Source organism: Nonomuraea zeae (assembly GCF_005889725.1).
GTDB lineage: Bacteria > Actinomycetota > Actinomycetes > Streptosporangiales > Streptosporangiaceae > Nonomuraea > Nonomuraea zeae.
This window is the reverse complement of record NZ_VCKX01000020.1, coordinates 50,470-69,038: the sequence shown is the minus strand read 5'-3', so window position 1 is coordinate 69,038 and position 18,569 is coordinate 50,470. Positions and strand designations below refer to the sequence as shown.

The following is an 18,569-nucleotide window of genomic DNA, read 5'->3' as shown; positions in this document are numbered from 1 at the left end:
TTCTGTCGATGCATAAGACATTAGCCACTGTTCTCCGCAGCTGCCCTTGATCGATTACGAATGGCTAGAAACAGGGGCAAGAATGGCGTGAAGTCCTCTTTTCTTGAGGGACTGAGCCAGTCACGCAACGCGCCGCCGACCCACGGGCCCAGCCGGCAGGGTGGCGCCGCAGCCTGGAAAGCGAGCACCGGCGGCGTCTGCGGTTCAGCGGAAGGCGTCGGCGGTCAGGTCACCGGCCACCGGGGACACGACCAGTCATTTCTGCCACCACCTGCACGAGTTGAGCCGCCGCCTCCCGGTTGCCGCAGGAACTCGAAATAACCCAGCGGCTAAGTACCGTCATGACAACCATCGGTGGGACAGGAGATCATCTTGGCGAACGCTCCACACTCAGTGCCCGTGCGGGCGCCAATGCCTAGCGACGTCCAGCGGGGTAGAACAGCGAGACGACTCCTCGATCATCGAGCAATCACTGCGCACGCCCGAATGCTTCGCGGAACTCTTTGACAGACACGCCGCCGTGCTGCACCGCTATGCCGTCCGGCGTCTTGGTCCCGAACACGCGGAAGACGTGGTCGCCGAGACGTTCACCCGGGCACTTGAACAACGGCACAGATATGAGATGAGCCGCAGTCAGGCACTGCCCTGGCTGTTCGGCATCGTCACAAACGTCATCGGCAGTCACCGCCGGGCGGAGGTGCGCGGATACCGGGCGCTGGTCCGTATCGGCGAGGATCCTGCCGCGGTGGCCTTCAATGAGCAGGTAGTCGTTCGAGCGCCACGCCCTCCAGCATGGCCAACCGCGTCATAAGCCGGAGCAGGGCGTCGATCACATATGGATGAGGGTGCTAGCGCCGCTAGGAACACGAACCCGCTCGACTTCACTGCGGCAGCGTGAATCCTGGATTCAGGATGCCCCGACCAGCTGGTGGAGAAGCCAGGCCAGATCGCCACGTCGTCGATCCCCCTGTGTGCTTGACCTCAAGTCGAGTTGAGGTTGGATGCTTGAACCCATGCGAGCGATCACGGCGACCCGATTCGGCGCCCCTCATGTTCTGGAACTGGTGGACCTGCCCACACCCTCGCCGGGAGCAGGACAACTCGGTATCGATGTAGCTGTCGTGGGCGTGACCTGGATGGACACCCTGATTCGGTCCGGCAACGGTCCCGAGGTGTTCGCGGTGGATCCGCCATATGTTCCTGGCGGTGCGGTTGCGGGTACGGTCGCCGCGGTCGGGGCGGGGGTGGACGGCAGTTGGCTGAGTGCCAGGGTGGTCGCCCGAGCGGCGAGCGATGGGTATGGCGGAGGTTACGCCGACACGGTGGTCGCCGCGCTGGAGACCGCCTTCCCGGTGCCGGTGGGTCTCGACCTGCGCAGCGCCATGGCCGTGATGGACGATGGCAGCACTGCTCTGGCCTTGCTGGAAAGGACCCTTGTGCGGACGGGAGAGCGGGTCCTGGTAGCGCCGGGGGCAGGGGGGCTCGGCAATCTCCTCGTGCAGCTTGCTCTTGCAGCGGGGGCGACGGTCATCGCCGCCGTGCATGGAGCGAAGAAGCGCTCAGTCGCGTTGGAGCTGGGCGCCGAGGCGGTCGACTACTCCATGTCAACCTGGCCCGACCAGGTGCGCACGCTCACCGGCGGGCACGGAGTGGATGTGGTGTTCGACGGAATCGGCGGCCAAATCGGCGCGACAGCAGTGTCCCTGCTCGCGGACGGGGGCCGGTTCTCGGGGTACGGCATGGCCAGCGGAGCGCAGACCGTGATCAGTGATGCGGACCGGCGGCGGCTCACGGTGGTGGACATGTCGCAGCTGCCGGAGTTTTGGCCGGACAACCACCGGCGGGTGACGCACGTGTTGAGCGAAGCCGCCGCAGGGCGGCTGGCACCGGTCATCGGTCAGAGCTATCCGCTGGCAGCGGCCGCCACTGCGCATGCTGACATCGAAGCACGCCGCTTCACCGGTAAGACCTTGCTTCTGACATGACATCCCTACCTGTGTGGTAGCGGTGAGAACCAGGTCTTCGACCTGCTCGCTGAGCCGGTCCATCAACCTCGATAACGCTCCTGCGCGGTGGGCATCGCCGCGGTGGGCCGACGAGTCCTTCGGGTCGCCCCAATCATGGCTCAATGCTCATAGACACGAGCATTTCAACGAGCGCGAGATGCCCATGCGTTTCATATCTCTGCGGCTCGAAGGATCATTTTGCCAGTTCAGAGACACCTTCTTAGAGACCGGCCAGCCGATCGACGTCCTCGACGACCGCAACGCCGACACCGTCACCACCCGGCTGCAACAGCATCCGGAGATCGAAGTCATCTGCCGAGACCGGGCCGGCGCCTATGCCGAAGCGGCCAGCGCCGGGGCACCGCAGGCAACCCAAGTGGCAGATCGCTGGCACTTGTGGCACAACCTTTGCCGCGCAGCCGAAGGCGTCGTCCGCGCGCACCGGGCCGACCTGCGCGACCCGACCGAACCCAGCCCGCCAATCGCCCCTGCCGCCATCCACATCCCCGCAATAACACCCACCACAGAAGTTCCGGCACCGTCAGCACCGGACACCGACTCGACCACCGCCACTCGCACCCGGGAACGGCATGCGCTCATCCAGCAACTGGTCCACCGCGGGCTGACCATCACGGCCATCGCCGAGCACCTCGGCCTGGACCGCAAGACGGTGCGCAAATACCGCGACGCCGCTGGCTCCGAGCAACTCATCAACGGCCGTCGCCACCGCACCCGCGCCTTTGAGGAGTTCGTCCCCTACCTCCAGCAGCGCATCCACCAGGACGGCATCACCAACGCCGCCCAGCTGTTCGCCGAGCTACAGCAGCGTGGCTATCGCGGCAGCCGCCGCACCGTCCGCCGCTACCTAGCGCCCCTGCGAGCCGCGGCCGTCATCACTCCGCTTGCCCTTGCGCCGCCCACCGTCCGCGAGGCCACCCGCTGGATCACCAGCCACCCCGACCATCTCAGCGCCCACGACAAGACGCAGCTCGCTGCCTTGCTGCAACGCAGCCCGCACCTGGCCAACCTGGCCCGGCATATCACCACGTTCGCCGACATGATGATGAAACGCACCGGAACGACGAAACTCCCGTGGCTGGCTGCCGTGCGTGCCGACGACATCCCACAACTGCACTCCTTCGCCCACGGCATCGAACGTGATCTGGACGCGGTCACCAACGGCCTGTCCCTGCCGTTCTCCTCGGGCGCGGTGGAAGGCAACGTGACCAGGGTCAAGGCGCTCAAACGCAGCCGTTATGGCAGGGCCGGCCTGGACCTCCTCCGAAAAATCATCCTCTACAGCCCATGCTGAGTTGACCCTGCGTGACCACGTCACACGCTTTGCGCCAGAGCCACTTTTACATGGCCACGGGCAAACGTCATGGGTCGGCTTCGCAGCCGACGCAGCCGCCCGCCACCGGCCTGCTCGAGGCTGCAGCTACTGCAGAATGCGATCCGATCACCTTTCTGCCGTAATCCACTCAACATCAGCCATACTTTCCCCTCACTCGGGCCACGTCTCACAATCGGCGTAGGGTCTGCCGTGCAGTCCGGACAGGGGAGATCGACATCGTCGCTGAGGTGAGCGCCGTGATCACGTTGGCTTTCGTGGCCGACGCGCGATGGGGGACACAACCCAGCCGGCCAGTCCATCGTGACGGAATCGACACCTCGAGGGAGTCGGCCATGCCCGGGCGAGGGCCTTGTCTCATAGCACACGTATCTGGCCGGCCCACTGATGTCCGTGCCGGGGGAGCCCGTCGATGATGCTGCTGGGACCGGACGGGACATGGGTCAGTGTGCCTTCATCGAGGGTCACGGTCCTGGGCCGGGGGGACCTCGTGGTGATTCAGGGCGGGGCGGAGACGGTTATCAGCGGTGCACTGACCGCCAGCCATGAGCTGACAGCGGCCGGTTATGCAGGCCTGCTGGAATGCGGCGTGATCAGCACGTTCTTCGCCACCGACACCTACTTCCCGGCCATGTGCTCACGCTGGGAAGCGCGACATGTCCTCGCCGTCCTGCAGCCACGTTTCGCGAGCCCGGACGGAGACTCGCGCGTACTCGACGTGTGTGCCGGCCCTGGCCGCCTATCGCTGCACGTACTCGAGGCCGGCCACCAACTGGACGCCATCGACATCTCCGAGGAGGCTCTCGACCAGCTCCGGTACAAGGCCGCCGGGGCCGGCCTGTCCTCACGGCTGTCCACCTTCGTGGTCGACGCGGCAAACTTCGCCAGGCCAGATCACTACGCCTTCGCCTACTGCGCCGCCAACTCCATCAAGTACCTGGGTAGCATGTCCCGGGTTCAGCGCCACCTGCGCATGATCTACCGCTCCTTGCGAGCAGGTGGGGCCTACCTCATACACGTCGGCCTGTCCGTACGCCCAGGGTCTGTGACTTGGCGCGGCGCGGACGGACGTCGCGTTGACTGGACGGTGGAGGAGCCCGATCCTCGCACGTCGGAGGCCGTTGAGCGGGTGCGCGTCACGGGTCCGAAATCGGCATCAGAGCATGTGCAGGTGCAGGTTTTGCTGCATGGTGCGGATCTGACCGCCATGGCCGAGGCGGCCGGGTTCGCGATCGGCGCCATGTGGGGGGAGGATTTCACGCGTGTCCCGAAGGGCGAACTGAGCTCCTCCACCGGGAACGTATGGGCGCTTCTGCAGAAATAGGGAGTACGACGGGACATCCTCGGAGCCCGGCCACCGGATTCCGCGGCCACGGAAGGGGCCGGGGCGCCGGTGGTGCGGCTGTGCGTCATACCGGCCAAAAGATCTTACTGTGGTATTAGGATACGGCCATGGCTGCCAAAGACACAGTGAGCGTCACCTTGGATCACGAGCTGGTCGAGTATGCCAAGACTCAGACCGGCTCTTTGTCGGCCTATGTCAATGAGGCCCTGGCCGCCAAGGTCCGCGAAGATCGCCGCCGCCGGGCAATCTTGCAGGCCCACCGTGACCGCGCCCACGCCAGCGCCGACCATCTGCTCGTAGAGCGCAGGATGGCCCACGTCGCCCGGCAGCTCTCCGCCCTGGCCGCCGATGGGGCGAAGTGACTCTGCCACCGCTCATCCTCGACACCGGCGTCCTGGTAGAGCTGGCGCGCGGCGATCTCAACCTCATGGAGATGGTGGCCCGCTGGGACGAGCAGGGCCAGCCAATGGTCATGTCCGTCGTCGCCGTTGCTGCAGCAGCCCGGGACTCCGGCTCCAAGGAAGCCGCAGACCTCCTGCTCGGCATCGCCACGATGGCTCAGATTACGGTGGCCGGCCTCCGCGAACCCGAGCACGGCATCACCCTGGCGTCCGTACTCAGCCGCACCGGCCTCGACTGGGGCGACGCCCACGTCGCCGCGCTGGCCGACACCTCCGTTTGCCCGATCCTCACTCTCGAAGGCTCCCACTGGAGCGCCGCCGTCCGAGCCTTCGAGGAGCCGCTGCACGTCATCGAGATCTCTGACCCGCCCGAGTAACGCCTGGCCCGGTAGACCCAGCTCCGCCGCCCCTCCTGATGCATCCGCTCGACGACGGCGCGCAGCTTGGGCCGGGAGCGGCTGATGGCGGCTGTCTCCTCGACCACGCTGCCGATCTCCGGCAGGGTTTCGCTCCGCTCGACCTCAGCCGGCCCCCGTGCGGCAAAAGGGAGATCAGCTGAGCGCGTGCGGGATGCGGTCGAGCACGGGGTGACTGGCCAGGCCGTAGGCGTAGAAGTCGACGGCGTGCGCGCCGGCTGCCCGGGCGCCGTGCACCTTGGCTGTCAGCCGGTCGGCTGAGTCGCTGTCGGGGTAGCCGGGGCGCAGCACCGCGCGCACCTGCCGGTCCTTGCCGACCGAGCGCAGGTAGGCGTCCACGTCGTCGGCGACCCGGGTGGCGTCGCGCGCGTAGGCGAGCACGGTGAAGGAGAGCATGAGGTCGCTCAGAGCGACCGGGTCGACGCCCAGTTGCCAGCCGTCGTACGCGGCCAGCACCGGCGAGGGCAAGCCGTCCCGGTAGCCCTTCACCGCGCCCGTCGGGTCGACGAAGACCAGCCTGGACCCCTCGCTCGCCACTGCGTCCGCCACCTGCGAGACCAGTGAGGTCACGGTCGCGCAGCGGGCGCGCGCGTAGCCGACGACGTCGGGCCCCGCGTAGGCGGTCAGGGCGGCCCTGGTCACCTCGCCCTCGGCCGGTGCGTCGCCTTCGAGGAGGCCGCCGACGATCCGCGCGCACTCCTCGCGCGCCATGCCGGCGTCGACGCCGAGATCGGAGGCGCGCGCCATGCAGAAGTCGCAGAAGCACAAGGCCATCAGGTAGGCGTCCATCGGCCCGAGCGGCACGAACGACCGCTCGGCCTTGAGCGGCCGGTAGTGCAGTCCCTCGGCGACCACGCTGTCCACCCCGAGCCTGGCCACCGACCTGGCCAGAGCCACGGCGTACTGCCGAACCTCGGGATGGGCCGGGCACAGGTCGGTCGGGAAGCCGCGGTCGCCAAAGCAGTTGCGCACGCTCACGTCGGGGTGCTGGGCGCCGAGCGTGCCGTTGCGCAGGAACACCGTCCGGCCGTGCACCTTCAAGCCGCGCGCCCGGCAGGCGTCGAGCAGGCCGTCGAAGGCGTCGGTGTAACCGGCGGGCGGCACCAGGCGCAGCTCGGCGAACAGGTCGCCCGGCAGGTCGAAGTGCGCCCCGTCGTGCCGCAGGGTCAGCTTGGACAGCCCGTGCGGGGTGATGTCGCGGGACTCGTGATGGACGGCGCCGACCGTGATCCCGGCCACGCCATACCCCCGCACGCGGTCGAGCACCTTCTCCACACCCTCACCGCGCAGGTCCTCGACCAAGACGTAGAGCGAACTGTCCACGCTCCGACCCTACGCGCTCTGGTACGCGACGAAGTCGATCTCCACGAGGACGCCGAGCAGATGGGAACCCCGCTGTGATCCGGACTGGGAAGGCTGGTTGAAGGAGGACCTCGTAGACCTCGCTGAAACCGGTGAAGTCCAGCGGCTCGGATCCCCCTGCCATACCCGCGAAACCGGGGCCGTCGCCGACGTGCCGGCCCCGCTCACGCGCGGCTTGGCTCATCGAGTGGAGGAAGTCGTCGCCTCGTCAGTGCCGGTCAGCCGCACGGCCCGCCGTTGTACGGCATGCCGCCGCAGTCGGTGCTGCTGGACGAGGTGCCACCGGATTCGGCCATGGCGACGGCCGGCGCGGCGACCAGCGTGACGGCGCTCAGGGCGAGCACCACACCGGCCAGCGCGAACCTTGCCCAGTGCCGGAGATTGCGCATGTATCTCTCCTTTTCTTGTCGGCCGTTCGCCGACTCTTCAAGCTGCTCGCGGAGCATATAGAGAAAAGGACGCGACATACGGTTCGATTCCTGCCAACTTTCGTCGAAAACCGCCGATCGCGAGGAGACGGGACTCCGCCGCCTCAGATAGCCGAGGCGTTCTGGCCAGCGAGTGATTTGTCCGGCTTCGCGGAACTGGAGTATGGGGCTGGAGTTGCCAAGTGGGCCTGCGAGAAGAGGCAGCGTAGCGTGCGGAAAAGCACTGGTTCTCACCGGTGCGTTCGACCGATCCTTATCGGGCGCTGCGCTGTTGTGCCGGACGTCCGTGAAGGGTTCGCTTTCGGAACGATTTGGGCTGCCCCGGCGCTACCTCAGCCCGCGAGGTGACGGACGCCGTTTCGGCGGCGCGAAGGTGACGCCACCTCTTAGGAGGGTTGCCTGGCGACGACCGCCGCTCAGACTCTCGGACCGGAGTATGTCCTTGGTGGCAACGCCAGTGTGTCGGCCGACATGACTCCGCCAACGTGAAGCCGCGCGAGTTTCGTGGCAGGCGAATTCCCAGTCAAGGCTGCATCGGTGAGGTTCGGCGCGCCATCGTCGGCCGAGGTCATGTCGGCCGGTGATGCGAGTGTCGATTCGATCTCGACGCCGTGAAGTCCCGGCTTCTCCAGCGCCGCCGTCGCGTTGTGCTTGTTTGTTTCGACTGGCACACGGCTCTCCGGCTTGCTCTCTACGCTAGCTCAGGCCCTGCATTCGCCAGCGCCAAGGCCCTGTCATCGGCGGCGAAGCCGGTGTCCTCGTTCGCAGGAGGGTGCTCCAGGTGCCAGCGTACGGACCGGGTGATGGCGACGGCAGGATCCGCTGGCTCGAAACCAAGGAGGGACCGAGCTTTCTGGCTGCTCACCAGCAGATGCTGGGCGGTCTTCCGCGTGATGCCGAGATCATCGGGTAGAAGGTCGTCCGGCACGTCCACCAGTTCGGCTTCGTGACCGGCCGCTGCGAGGATCGTCCGCATCCAGCCCCTGATGGTGTATGTTGCCGCTTCACCGATGTTGAATACCTCTCCGGAAGAGACCCCTGGGCGGTCAAGCGCGAGCAGCATGGCCGCCACGGCATCGTCGACGTGGAGCCGAGGAAGTAACGTGGCGCCAGGACCAACCGGAATGCGCATGCGCTTCGCGCGGACCCGCCGCAGCACGAACTCTTCGCGCTGTTGGGGGTCACGCGGACCATAAATCATCGCCAGCCGGAGCACAGTGCCATGACGCGCCAGGTAGGCAGGCTCGACGTCAAGCTTTTCGTAGTCGTAGTCGTCCGCCTCCCTGTCGGTCCCACGATAGGGGTAGCGCTGGTGACGCAGCAGGCTTTCTTCGGTAAGCGGGACTGGCATTGGTGTGTCATCACCCGCCAGATACAACTCATACGAGCGGTAAACGTCCATGCTGGAAAGCACGAGCAGATGAACGTCCGGCAGATGAGACAGAACGGCGTCCACATCAGCACGAGTGAGCGCGATGGTGTCCACCACGGCGTCCGGGCGGAATGCTTTCACCTGGCCTGCAACCGTCGAGAAGTCACGGCGGTCCACATGAATATGGGCGCATTTCACAAGATCATCTGGCTCGGTGTGTCCTCGATGTACTACCATGACTTCGTCACCCCGTCTGACCAGAGTCTCGACCAGGCGACGCCCGATGAATTCCGTTCCGCCGATGACAGCAACTCGCATGAGATTTATCCGATCAGACTTCCGCGTTATGCGTCAACATTACTTCGCTTCTGGCGGAATCTGGCAAACTCCGGCGTATCCCGGACAGGCTGCTGATCGCTGTCACGCAAAGGATGGCCCCTAATTTCGCCTGCGCACAGCGCCGAGTAGCCGAGGGGTGAGAGTCCCCTCGGCTACTCGGCGGTCACGGAGGTCCTCCCGTCTCACGGTTCATGCCGAGACATGACACGGCACCCGTTCCAGGCGTCGTTCCGGCGGGTGCGCACTCTCACCGCTGGAGATTGGGCTTCAACCAATACAGGCTTGGCCATATCGCGCGGGTCTCGCGGTACCCCGCCCTGGACGCCTCCACACGGCCACCGCGTCCCTGGCACGCTCTTGATCCTCTTCAGGATTCCCCTCCAGGTAAGCCAGGCGACCCAGGAACATCCCTCAGAGTTCCTCCTACCGAGTTAGGGATACGACGAAGCGCCCCACAGCGCGCGCGCAGCGTGCGCGTCTCCACGCACGGCGCTCCACGCGCCTTGCCCCGTCGGTGCCTGTGGGAGGCGATCCCTATAATCCGCCGGCATGAGGATCACTTGCCTGCTGGCTGGCGCCTGTCTGCTGGCGACGTTCGTCGCATCGTCGGAGTCAGACGAGCAGTGGGAACCGGTGACGGGGCTGGAGTTCAAGAGCGAGGCATCGCTCTCAGCGCTGCTGGCGTTCGGTAGAGATCAGGTGTGGGTTGGCGGCTCTGGTGACGGTAAGCCGCTGCTGGCCCGCTGGGACGGCGCGCGGTGGATCAAGAAGCACCTCGCGGGCGAGTACACGGTGGACACGATCGCCGGAACGGGCCCCGCAGACCTCTGGATCGCGAGCGCGGGCGAGGACCCCAGCACTGGCGACGGAGTCGCCTCGCAGGTGTTCCGCTGGGACGGCTCACGCTGGAGGGACAGCAGCTGGTTCAGCGCGGCCAACCTGGCCGTGCACGGCATCGCCGTGGACGGCGACCGCGTGACGCTGGCCGGAAGCGACAACGACCGCCCGTCCTCGGTCATGTGGGACGGGCGGCAGGCGGTGCTGGTGGGAGGTCGGCCGGGGCTGTTCGGCTCGGTCGCCGCTCAGGCCGGGCAGGTCTGGATTGCCGGTGCGAAACCGGAGGAGTCTTGCAAGCAGGCGTTCCCGGCGATCTGGCACCGGGCCCGTCCGGGAGCGCCCTTCGAGGAGGTGGCCCTGCCGGCCGTACCGGATGGGTATCTGAACGCGATTGCGGTACGCGGCCCGTCGGACGTGTGGGCCGTGGGCGCCGCCGGCTGGGCTGGCGAACGGGGCTACACGATCGGCGCGGACCCCGAGGTGTTCTGCCCGGGTCAAGGCGGCGGGCTCGAGTCAAAAGCCTCGGCGGCCACCAGCCCACCCTCCCAGCTCTTGCCGCTTGTCATGCATGGGGACGGCAAGGCCTGGCGGCAGATGAAGCTCCCCAGTTGGCAGGGCACGTTGCTGGACGTGGCCGTCTCGCCAAGGACGGGCGTGTGGGTGGCGGGCGCCGACTTCGCGCGGGCGGGCGAGGTGATGATCCTGCACTATGACGGCGTGTGGACGCGCGAGTACGTGCGCACGGGTGATCTGTACGGATTGGAGCTGGCCGTGGTGGACGGCGTGCCGTGGATCGCGGGCGGCGTGCAGCGGCCCTTCGTGATGAGGAGGAGCCGGTGAGGGCTCGGCTGCTGGTCGTCCTGATCTGCCTGATGACGCTGGGCTGCACCGCAGAATCGACGCCGGCCCCCGCGCCCGTGACCGCCACGTCGGCGAGCACGTCGGTGGTCACGCCCAGCCTTGGGCCGCCGCTGGAGGAGATCCCCCTGTCGTTGAAGTGGCAGCGCGTTCCCGGGCTGCCCCATGACGACTGGTGGGAGAGAGGGCTGTCTGACGTCGTCGCCGCGGGCCCTGACGCGGCCTGGGCCGTGGGGTACCACGGCTGGGAGGACGGCGTCAAGGGGACGCTGCGCGGGTGGGACGGTTCCCGCTGGCGCAAGCTCGTCCCCGAACGGCCGGGCAGCTTGGACGGAGTGGACGCCGACGGCCCCCGCAACGTCTGGGCGGTGGGAGGCGACGAGTACGAGCCCCTCGCCCTGCAGTGGGATGGGCGTGCCTGGCGCCGTCACAAGCCGCCCCTGGCCGGGCTGGACGTCGCGGTGGACCGGAACCGGGCAATCCTCATCTCTTCCTCGGACGCCGTGCTGTGGGACGGCGCCCGCTTCACCAAGGTGCTCGAACTGGACGAGAAGACTACCGACCTGGTGGCGATCGACGGGGGCTCCGACCACACGTGGATCGCCGGGCAGCAGAACGAGCGGCTGATGATCTGGCACGGCAGGAACGGCCGGTTCCAGGAGACGAAGGTGCCCGTCATACCCGCAAGCAGACTCAGCGGGATCTGGCAGAACAGCCCGTCCGACGTATGGGCGGTGGGCGCGGCCGGCGCGGACCTGGACCCTCTCGTGCTGCGCTGGGACGGCGGCTCCTGGCAGCGCGTGACCCTCCCGGCGGGCTGGCGAGGCGCGCTGCACAGCGTGACCGCGTTCGGCCCCGACGACGTGTGGATCGCCGGCTTGGACGACACCTACCGGCCCAGCCACGTCATGATCCTGCACTGGAACGGCAGGACCTGGAGGCGCGAACTGCCTCCCTCGCCCGGCGTGGTGGAGGGCGCCCTGATCGAGCGCATCCCGGGCACATCACAGATCTGGCTGATGACGACAGTCAGAAATGGCGACTCCGAGTCGATCGTCACCTTCCGCCGCCGCCAGCACTGAACAGCGCCAGCAGGGCTTACCGGCCCCGGGCCAGGACCCGGGCGCGCCTGCTGACACCAGCACGAGCTCGTCTTCAGCGGGGGCAAACAACTCCAACGTACCGCCCGCCGGCAGACCGAGCTGGCGCGGATGCGCGCCGGCGGGATACTCCATCGAGACGTCGCCGCGCCCCTGTCAGCCTCTTCGTGCTGCGTACCAGATTCTGCTGTGCAGGTCCGTCCCACGGATCACCTGGATGCGCCAGGGCTCCAGCCGCAGGAGGTGCAGTTCCGGATCACCGGGCCCGCCATGCCAGAAGTTGCCCAGGTCGTACCCGGCTCCCTTCGGGCTCGTTCGCCGGTACAGGTCCCACACGTGCCGCTTGATCTCCAGGTCGTCGCTCCAGGCGGCGACGGCGTCGACGCTCACCGCGTTCTGCCGTGGCGTCCAGTAGGAGAATGTGGTGTGCGGGTTGCCCGCCAGGTGGGCAGCCTTGACCGGCGTCTTGTAGGTGGCCAGCCAGCCCAGTGGGGTGCCGTCGACGGTCTCCCAGACCGGGATCAGCACTCGTGCGCGCGGCCGTCCCCTCGTGTCGACGGTGGTCATGGTCGCGTACACAATGTCGCCGATGTAGGCGTCGAATTGGTCCTTGATCTCGGCGAACGACACTACGTGTGTGACCATCGGTTCCCTCCCTTCTCAGGCGGCGGTTGTGGTGGACTCGGCCGGGGTGGTCGCGACCGGTTGTGTGTTGTCCGGCACGGCGGGCGCACGGAGGCCGAACGCGATGACGATCGCGCCGAGCGCCGCCGCCGCCACGGGAATGATCAGCGCGGTGCGCAGGGCGTCCAGGCCCGAGCCGGCGGCGACGCTGACGGCGGTGACCGCTGACAGCCCGAGCGCCGTGCCGAACTGGATGGAGGTGTAGAGCAGGCCGCCCGCCAGGCCGTGTTCGTCCTCCGCGACGCCGTCGGTGGCGGCCATGGTCAGCGGACCGTACGCCAGGGAGAAGGCCAGTCCGAGCAGGAACAGCGCCGGCAGCATGGCGGCGTAGGTCCAGTCCATCCCGACGGGAAGGAACAGCGCGTACGCGGCCACCGCGAGCACGATGCCGCCGAACAGCACGCGCGTGTTGCCGAAGCGGTTCACCAGGCGCGGCGTCAGAACCGGCGCGAGGACGGTGTCGATGCCGATCACCAGCATGGCCAGGCCAGTCTGCATCGTGTTCCAGCCGCGCAGTTCCTGGAAGTACAAGGTGGCCAGGAACTGAAAGCCCGCGAACGCGGCCAGGAACAGCAGCGCGGCCACGTTCACGCGCACCAGCGGCGCCGTTCGCAGGATCCCCAGCCGCAGCAGCGGGGACGAAGACCGCCGCTCGATCGCCGTGAACAGCCCCAGCAGCGCCAGGGCTGCCGCGAACACGCCGGCGGTCAGACCGGGGCCGTCGCCGGGGTGCTCCAGCCGGACCACCCCGTACACCAGCAGTAGCATTGCTCCAGTTATGGTGATCGCCCCCGCCAGGTCAAAGCCGCCCGAGGGGCGCTCACCGCCCGTGTCGCGGACAAGGAGCAGGGCCGCCACCAGGATCAGCGCCGACAGGATCACCGGTGCGAAGAACACCCATCGCCAGTCGAACGAGGCGAGCGCGCCGCCTGCGACCACGCCGAGTGAGAACCCGCCCGCCGCCGTCCCCGCATATACACCGAGCGCCTTGGTACGCGCGGGCCCCTCCGGAAAGTTGGACGTGACCAGCGCCAGCCCGGCGGGGGCCATGAACGCGGCCGCGACCCCCGTGACGAACCGGGCGGCCAGCAGCATCCAGCCCTCCGTGGCGAACCCGCCGAGCCCGGAGAAGATCAGGAAGACCGTCAGCCACAGCACGAACATCCGGCGGTGGCCCAGCAGATCGGCGACGCGTCCGCCCAGCAACATGAACCCGCCGTAGCCCAGCACGTAGGCGCTGACGACCCCGCTGAGCATCCCGGTGGACAGGCCCAAGTCGGCGCGAATCGACGGCAGCGCCACGTTCAGCATCGCCACGTCGATCCCCTCCAGGAAGATCGCGCCGCACAACACCAGCAGTACGCCCCACGCACGCCCCGTCAGGCGGGCTGGCCCACCGGCCGATCCAGTAACGGAATTGGACATCGCTACCCCACTCCCTCGTGTCGCGAGAACCAGGCCCGGGGCGGTTCCCTGAAAGCCCGCCGGTTCCCTCTTGTAACCGACAGCATCGTCGGGCACCATCAGTGAGCATGGAAGACGGCACTTTCGAGTCCCTCGGTTACTGCGCGGATACCGGCATCGACGAGGACGTTCTCCAATGGGACCAGCGCGCCGACTGCGAGGTACGGCAAATCCTCGACCGCGTCGCCGACAAGTGGTCGCTCCTGGTGATCGCGCTGCTGGACAAACGCAGCCTGCGTTTCACCGAGCTGCGCCGCGCGATCGACGGGGTCAGCCAGCGGATGCTGACCCGCACCCTGCGGCATCTGGAGCGCGACGGGCTGGTGAGCAGGACGGTGCACCCGACCGTCCCGCCGCGCGTGGACTACGCGCTGACGCCGATGGGTGCGACCCTGCACAGCACCATCCGCGCCCTCGTCGTCTGGACCGAGGAACACCAGAACGCCATCGCCGCGGCCCGCGCCGCCTATGACAGCCGTACCGCAGCGGAGCAGGAGGCTGCCGAACACGAGGCGGCCGAACGCGCCGCCATCGCCCGCGCCGTCCTGCCGACCAGTGGCTCGCCGGCCCTGGCCAGGCGGATTCTCGCAGGGGCGGCCGTCGATCGGGACCCCGTGTGATCCGATCCGTCTCCAACAGAGCAACGCGCAGGTGACTTCGATGCGTCACCGTGCTCGAGGCACGGCATCCCGACAGGCAAGGCGGGCCCGGCTTCATTGAGATCATGATGAGGGCCCAGCAGCGCAACCCGTGACTGGTGATCGGCGCTGTCTCAGGAGGCCGGTGGGACCTGGCCAGCTTTTCCATGCGGCGATGACCCCGGTCGGAAAGCGGCGCCAAGGCCTCGGAGAACTCGCGGCCGAACGGGGTCAGTGAGCACACAGTCTTAAGCGGTCGTCCGCAGAAGGAGAGCAGAGCATCCGGCCCGTGCAACACGCCCCTCAGCGCGGCAGTTGGGGCGCCAGCGCTGAGCCAGGACCTGACAAGCCGCGTCCCCCACTACGTTGCGTCGGTCTGCTCAAGGGCCAGGCACAGGAGATCTTGGTGCCGATCTCCTTGACGATACACACCGCGCCCGCCCGACGATCTCCACATTATGAGCGGACGGCCACCTTGGATCTTCCGTGGCGCTCGCCATCACCGGCGCCACCGTGGAGACGGCGGCCACCAACGAGTAACTCGCCATCATCCGAGGCGTAGGCCGACTGGACTGCGCCGGTTTCGCCGGACTCACCACCTTCGACGACACCACCGACCTGGCACGGATGCGCCTGGAGATGGACGCACAAGAGGACCTGTGGCACGTGCAGACAGCGCTCCAAGCCCGTGCTCCGAGCCTGCCCTACTCTCACCACCGACGCCAACCGCTGGCAGCCCGCGCTCCCAGAGCTGACAGAGCACCTCTCGGTGGTTGAGGTATCCCAACTCGACGACTAAAGACCGTCGACGAACTCGCCTCAGCTTCCTGGAGGTGCCTGACGCCATCGGCGATCCGCGTCAGCTCGCTGTGCGGCAGGCGGCTGTGAGCCCTACACCAACGCATCAGCTTGGCCGTCCACAGCACACCTGGCCCGCCTGCCCGGCGGCACCCACGTAGTCTGGTCGGCCGATACGTGCTGCTCGGTCCGCTGGCCGCCGGCACGCCAGCCGCTCCGGCCACCTACGGCGGACTCACTGGCGTGCCCATCGACAGGGCGGTGCACCCGCCAAGACCGGTGGCGCAACACCGTAGGCCAGGATCATGGCGACGACCGAGCATCGTGGTAGCGGTCGGGCATGCCTCCCCCAGGACATTGAGCCGCATACCCCGCAGGCCGAAGAGCGGCCGGCCGCCCTGCACGCAAATCAGTCTGATCGCCGCACGTCGCCGACAACCACCCCGGTTCCGTCGTCGGAAGACAGCTGCGCAAAGGTACCGGCGCCGCTAGAGTTCGCGATCATTGACGCCGTTCCGGCGACCGCGGCGCCCCCTGCTCGTAGGCGGGAGCGGCCGGCGGTCGTCCAGCGTGAGCAACCGGGGGAGATGGGTGTGGCCAGCCAGAGCAGGGGACGGCCAGGCTGGATGGATGTCGGCGCGATCGAGGAACGACTGGTGCGCGCATGGGACCCCGGAACATTTCCCCCGGCCGAGGTCCTGTTAGCGATCATGACACTGGCCGCGGTGCCGCGTGCGCTGGGTGTGCGGCTGGCCGCTCATCTGACCGGTGGCGTCGTGGTCGGGCCCGGTGCCGTGCCGGACCTGCCCGGGTTCGGGGACTTGCGTGGCGTTGAGCTGCCGGTGCAGAGGGGAGGCTGGGAGCGCAGCGCCGGCGTGTACGACCCCAACCGGCGCCGGATCGGAGTCGGGAGTGTGCCCTCTCCTTCGGTGAGCGTGGCGGGCCATGAGCTCGGGCATGCCACGGACCATATGGACGGGATGCCGTCCCATGGGGAGTTCTGGGCGGGGCTGCACGCGCTTCGCGCCGAGCACCTGGCGCCCCCCTATCGCCAGGACGTGGCCGAGCTTTTCGCTGAAGCCTTCGCGTGCGTGCTCACCCGCCGGGCGCGGCGCCTGATCACGCTGTTCGGCGATGAGTATGCCGCCCAGCAGGCCTATTTGTGGCTGGCGGGCCGTTATGGCGTCGGGTGAAGGACTTCCCCCGGCGATCGGGCCCGCGCGCTATGCTGGCTTGAGGAAGGGGACGTGTGAGACGGAAGGGACACTGCTCATGACCGCCATCATGTTGGCCGGCGGAGTCCTTCGCGTCCCCGAGCCGACCACGTTGCCGGACGGGACCCGGGTCGAGGGGACGCGCGACATCGCTCCCGATGCTCCGGAGTACGGGGACTGGTTGCCTTTCGCCATCCCTGAGGCAGCCGCATGGCACGGAGACCATGACGACACGGCGATTCTGGCACGGTGGCGAGCGGCCGCTAGCGCCTGATCTGTCGGTCCCGGACTGCGCCTGTCGGCGACGGCAACAGGAAACGACGCTCGCGGGTCCTTCGCGACCGATTTGCTCGCGCGTCGGGTGTGGGCGAACTCGCAGGCCGGCGTTCGTAGCTGTCGGGGGTCCGGCCGAGAACCCATACGGCCTCGGCCTGCACCGCCACGCGGGCAGAAGTGAGGGTCTGGTGTCATCCTGGGGCGGAGGTCAGCGTTGCCAGGTGGGCATCCAGTTCGGCGGCCATTTCCGCGGGGGTCAGGTGTCCTGCCAGGACGTGTATGGACAGCCCGTCGACCACCGCATGCAGCCGGCGGGCCGCGCTGTCGGGTGGTGAGCCGGCCAGCGGTGCGCCGTGGGCGGCGAGGTCGTGCATCAGCGTGCGACACAGGTCGTACATGCCGCCGAAATGCCATTGCTGGATGGCGGCCAGGCGAGGGTCGCGCAGGCCCAGCGCCAGGAAGGCGAAGGCGATGGAGGACTCGGTGAAGCGTTGCGGGTCACCGGGCATGGTCTCGGCCAGCAGGGTTCGCGCCCGCTCGATCGGGGCCAGTTGCGGCGGCAGGTCGTGCATGCGGGCGATCACGCGCGCAGTCACCCGTTCCACCACCAGCTCGGCGGCGAAGGCGACAAGGTCGGCCCGGGAGCGGAAGTAGTGGCCCAGGGTGCCGGTGGACCATCCGGCCGCGGCCGCGACCGCCCGGACCGACACCTCTGCGATCCCGTCATGTGCGATGACCTGCCAGACCGCCTCGGCCAACTCGACCCGGCGTGCCTGGTGATCCACAATCTTCGGCATGCCCCATAATCGCACGATCGTGTTATAAAGAGATAAGACGATCGTATGAAAAAAGGAGGGCCTGGTGATCGGACTGATCGTCGGGTGCGAAGTCGCCTTCTGGGTCTTGCTCGGGCTCGGCTTGTCGGCCCGTTACCTGGCGCGTGCCCCACGCCTGGGCACGGTCCTCCTCGCGTGCGTGCCGGTCATCGACGTGATGCTGCTCGTCCTGTCCGCCGCCGACCTGTATCGCGGCGCGACGCCAGATCTGGGGCACGCCCTGGCCGGCGTCTATCTAGGTGTCACCGTCGCTTTCGGTCCCACGATGATCCGCTGGGCCGACGAGCGCGTGGCCCGTGTCACGCGAAAAAGGCATGCCAGCCTTGGGACGGCGGAGGCACAGGGCGGCCGCAGCCGTGAGGACGTCGTCGTGGAGGAGGGGCTCGGACCATCGCCGCGTGATAGCCGGGCCGGGCGCTCGCACGCCGCCCGCGAGCGCGTCATGTGGCTGCGTCACCTGCTCGCCTACGCGATCGCCGCGGTGACGCTCGGCGTCTTCACGCTGATCGTCGAAGACCTCGATCAGGCAGCCGTGCTGTGGGGGCCCATGCTGCCGTGGGCCGTGGCGCTGGGCATCGACTTCCTGTGGTCATTCAGCTACATCATCGCCCCGCGCAGAACCGAGTGATCATCCTCGGTCGCGCGCGGCCGGCTCCGACCGTTCGCGACAGCCGACCATGCCCATGCCCCAGCCTGGCCACTTGACGAACACAAGGGCATCCAGGTCTTCGACCCGCTCCGTCGGTGGACCGTCGAGCGCACGGTGAGCCGGCCGAATCCTGGACGGCGCCGTCGTTCTCCTCGTGGATACCCGCGAAGACCACATGCTTACTGCGCGGTCGCC

The 18,569-nt window shown here is 67.7% G+C and carries 17 protein-coding genes; 11 read left to right on the top strand and 6 right to left on the bottom strand.

What is annotated here, in order from left to right; all coding sequences use genetic code 11:
• Positions 1-160 precede the first annotated feature (160 nt).
• From ETD85_RS67455 to ETD85_RS09475, 6 genes are all read left to right on the top strand, one after another.
• On the top strand, positions 161-811 hold the full coding sequence (locus ETD85_RS67455; protein WP_379507495.1) for an RNA polymerase sigma factor: 651 nt from the start codon (positions 161-163) through the stop codon (positions 809-811).
• 202 nt (positions 812-1,013) lie between these two features.
• Positions 1,014-1,985 carry a zinc-binding dehydrogenase gene (locus ETD85_RS09495; protein WP_138689254.1) on the top strand — a complete coding sequence of 324 codons (972 nt, stop codon included), beginning with the start codon at positions 1,014-1,016 and terminating at the stop codon, positions 1,983-1,985.
• A 178-nt stretch (positions 1,986-2,163) separates the two neighbouring features.
• Entirely contained in the window at positions 2,164-3,318 is a 1,155-nt protein-coding gene (locus ETD85_RS09490) for a transposase (RefSeq protein WP_138689253.1), read from the top strand.
• A gap of 451 nt (positions 3,319-3,769) precedes the next feature.
• The gene (locus ETD85_RS09485) at positions 3,770-4,681 is read left to right on the top strand and encodes a class I SAM-dependent methyltransferase (protein ID WP_138689252.1); all 912 of its coding nucleotides are present in this window, start codon (positions 3,770-3,772) and stop codon (positions 4,679-4,681) included.
• A gap of 128 nt (positions 4,682-4,809) precedes the next feature.
• On the top strand, positions 4,810-5,064 hold the full coding sequence (locus ETD85_RS09480; protein ID WP_138689251.1) for a type II toxin-antitoxin system CcdA family antitoxin: 255 nt from the start codon (positions 4,810-4,812) through the stop codon (positions 5,062-5,064).
• Positions 5,061-5,480, top strand: a complete 420-nt coding sequence (locus ETD85_RS09475) for a hypothetical protein (RefSeq protein ID WP_138689250.1) — start codon at positions 5,061-5,063, stop codon at positions 5,478-5,480. Before ETD85_RS09480 ends, ETD85_RS09475 begins: the two co-directional genes overlap by 4 nt.
• Positions 5,481-5,654: 174 nt before the next feature.
• On the opposite strand, the gene ETD85_RS09470 is transcribed toward ETD85_RS09475, so the two are convergent.
• From ETD85_RS09470 to ETD85_RS09465, 3 genes are all read right to left on the bottom strand, one after another.
• Positions 5,655-6,842 (bottom strand): hypothetical protein, encoded by a 1,188-nt coding sequence (locus ETD85_RS09470; protein WP_138689249.1) that lies wholly within the window; start codon positions 6,840-6,842, stop codon positions 5,655-5,657.
• 257 nt (positions 6,843-7,099) lie between these two features.
• Complete coding sequence (locus tag ETD85_RS63000; protein ID WP_170246594.1) at positions 7,100-7,270, bottom strand: hypothetical protein; 171 nt, start codon at positions 7,268-7,270, stop codon at positions 7,100-7,102.
• A 730-nt stretch (positions 7,271-8,000) separates the two neighbouring features.
• The gene (locus ETD85_RS09465) at positions 8,001-8,999 is read right to left on the bottom strand and encodes an NAD-dependent epimerase/dehydratase family protein (protein WP_138689248.1); all 999 of its coding nucleotides are present in this window, start codon (positions 8,997-8,999) and stop codon (positions 8,001-8,003) included.
• Between the two features lie 570 nt (positions 9,000-9,569).
• On the opposite strand from ETD85_RS09465, the gene ETD85_RS09460 reads away from it, so the two are divergent.
• Positions 9,570-10,697: a hypothetical protein gene (locus ETD85_RS09460; protein WP_138689247.1), complete on the top strand. Its 1,128-nt coding sequence runs from the start codon at positions 9,570-9,572 to the stop codon at positions 10,695-10,697.
• Positions 10,694-11,797, top strand: coding sequence for a hypothetical protein (locus tag ETD85_RS09455; RefSeq protein ID WP_138689246.1), 1,104 nt, complete (start codon positions 10,694-10,696; stop codon positions 11,795-11,797). The genes ETD85_RS09460 and ETD85_RS09455 overlap by 4 nt, the downstream gene beginning before the upstream one ends.
• Positions 11,798-11,971: 174 nt before the next feature.
• On the opposite strand, the gene ETD85_RS09450 is transcribed toward ETD85_RS09455, so the two are convergent.
• Positions 11,972-12,460, bottom strand: a complete 489-nt coding sequence (locus tag ETD85_RS09450; protein ID WP_138689245.1) for a pyridoxamine 5'-phosphate oxidase family protein — start codon at positions 12,458-12,460, stop codon at positions 11,972-11,974.
• Positions 12,461-12,475: 15 nt separating this feature from the next.
• Entirely contained in the window at positions 12,476-13,924 is a 1,449-nt protein-coding gene (locus ETD85_RS09445; protein WP_206058205.1) for an MFS transporter, read from the bottom strand.
• A gap of 107 nt (positions 13,925-14,031) precedes the next feature.
• Here ETD85_RS09445 and ETD85_RS09440 point away from each other — a divergent pair, with 107 nt between their 5' ends.
• Entirely contained in the window at positions 14,032-14,583 is a 552-nt protein-coding gene (locus ETD85_RS09440) for a winged helix-turn-helix transcriptional regulator (protein WP_138689243.1), read from the top strand.
• Positions 14,584-16,025: 1,442 nt separating this feature from the next.
• Entirely contained in the window at positions 16,026-16,592 is a 567-nt protein-coding gene (locus ETD85_RS09430; RefSeq protein ID WP_138689242.1) for a hypothetical protein, read from the top strand.
• Between the two features lie 488 nt (positions 16,593-17,080).
• Here the strand turns inward: ETD85_RS09430 and ETD85_RS09425 are convergent, their stop codons facing one another.
• Positions 17,081-17,686, bottom strand: a complete 606-nt coding sequence (locus ETD85_RS09425; protein WP_138689241.1) for a TetR/AcrR family transcriptional regulator — start codon at positions 17,684-17,686, stop codon at positions 17,081-17,083.
• A gap of 64 nt (positions 17,687-17,750) precedes the next feature.
• Here ETD85_RS09425 and ETD85_RS09420 point away from each other — a divergent pair, with 64 nt between their 5' ends.
• Positions 17,751-18,353 (top strand): hypothetical protein, encoded by a 603-nt coding sequence (locus tag ETD85_RS09420; protein WP_138689240.1) that lies wholly within the window; start codon positions 17,751-17,753, stop codon positions 18,351-18,353.
• Positions 18,354-18,569 lie beyond the last annotated feature (216 nt).

Bases quoted from the DNA above. Each gene is read 5' to 3' on its own strand.
- ETD85_RS09495 (WP_138689254.1), top strand. From the start codon at position 1,014: ATGCGAGCGATCACGGCGACCCGATTCGGCGCCCCTCATGTTCTGGAA.
- ETD85_RS09490 (WP_138689253.1), top strand. From the start codon at position 2,164: ATGCCCATGCGTTTCATATCTCTGCGGCTCGAAGGATCATTTTGCCAG.
- ETD85_RS09485 (WP_138689252.1), top strand. From the start codon at position 3,770: ATGATGCTGCTGGGACCGGACGGGACATGGGTCAGTGTGCCTTCATCG.
- ETD85_RS09480 (WP_138689251.1), top strand. From the start codon at position 4,810: ATGGCTGCCAAAGACACAGTGAGCGTCACCTTGGATCACGAGCTGGTC.
- ETD85_RS63000 (WP_170246594.1), bottom strand. From the start codon at position 7,270: ATGCGCAATCTCCGGCACTGGGCAAGGTTCGCGCTGGCCGGTGTGGTG.
- ETD85_RS09465 (WP_138689248.1), bottom strand. From the start codon at position 8,999: ATGCGAGTTGCTGTCATCGGCGGAACGGAATTCATCGGGCGTCGCCTG.
- ETD85_RS09460 (WP_138689247.1), top strand. From the start codon at position 9,570: ATGAGGATCACTTGCCTGCTGGCTGGCGCCTGTCTGCTGGCGACGTTC.
- ETD85_RS09450 (WP_138689245.1), bottom strand. From the start codon at position 12,460: ATGGTCACACACGTAGTGTCGTTCGCCGAGATCAAGGACCAATTCGAC.
- ETD85_RS09445 (WP_206058205.1), bottom strand. From the start codon at position 13,924: ATGTCCAATTCCGTTACTGGATCGGCCGGTGGGCCAGCCCGCCTGACG.
- ETD85_RS09440 (WP_138689243.1), top strand. From the start codon at position 14,032: ATGGAAGACGGCACTTTCGAGTCCCTCGGTTACTGCGCGGATACCGGC.
- ETD85_RS09430 (WP_138689242.1), top strand. From the start codon at position 16,026: ATGGATGTCGGCGCGATCGAGGAACGACTGGTGCGCGCATGGGACCCC.
- ETD85_RS09425 (WP_138689241.1), bottom strand. From the start codon at position 17,686: ATGCCGAAGATTGTGGATCACCAGGCACGCCGGGTCGAGTTGGCCGAG.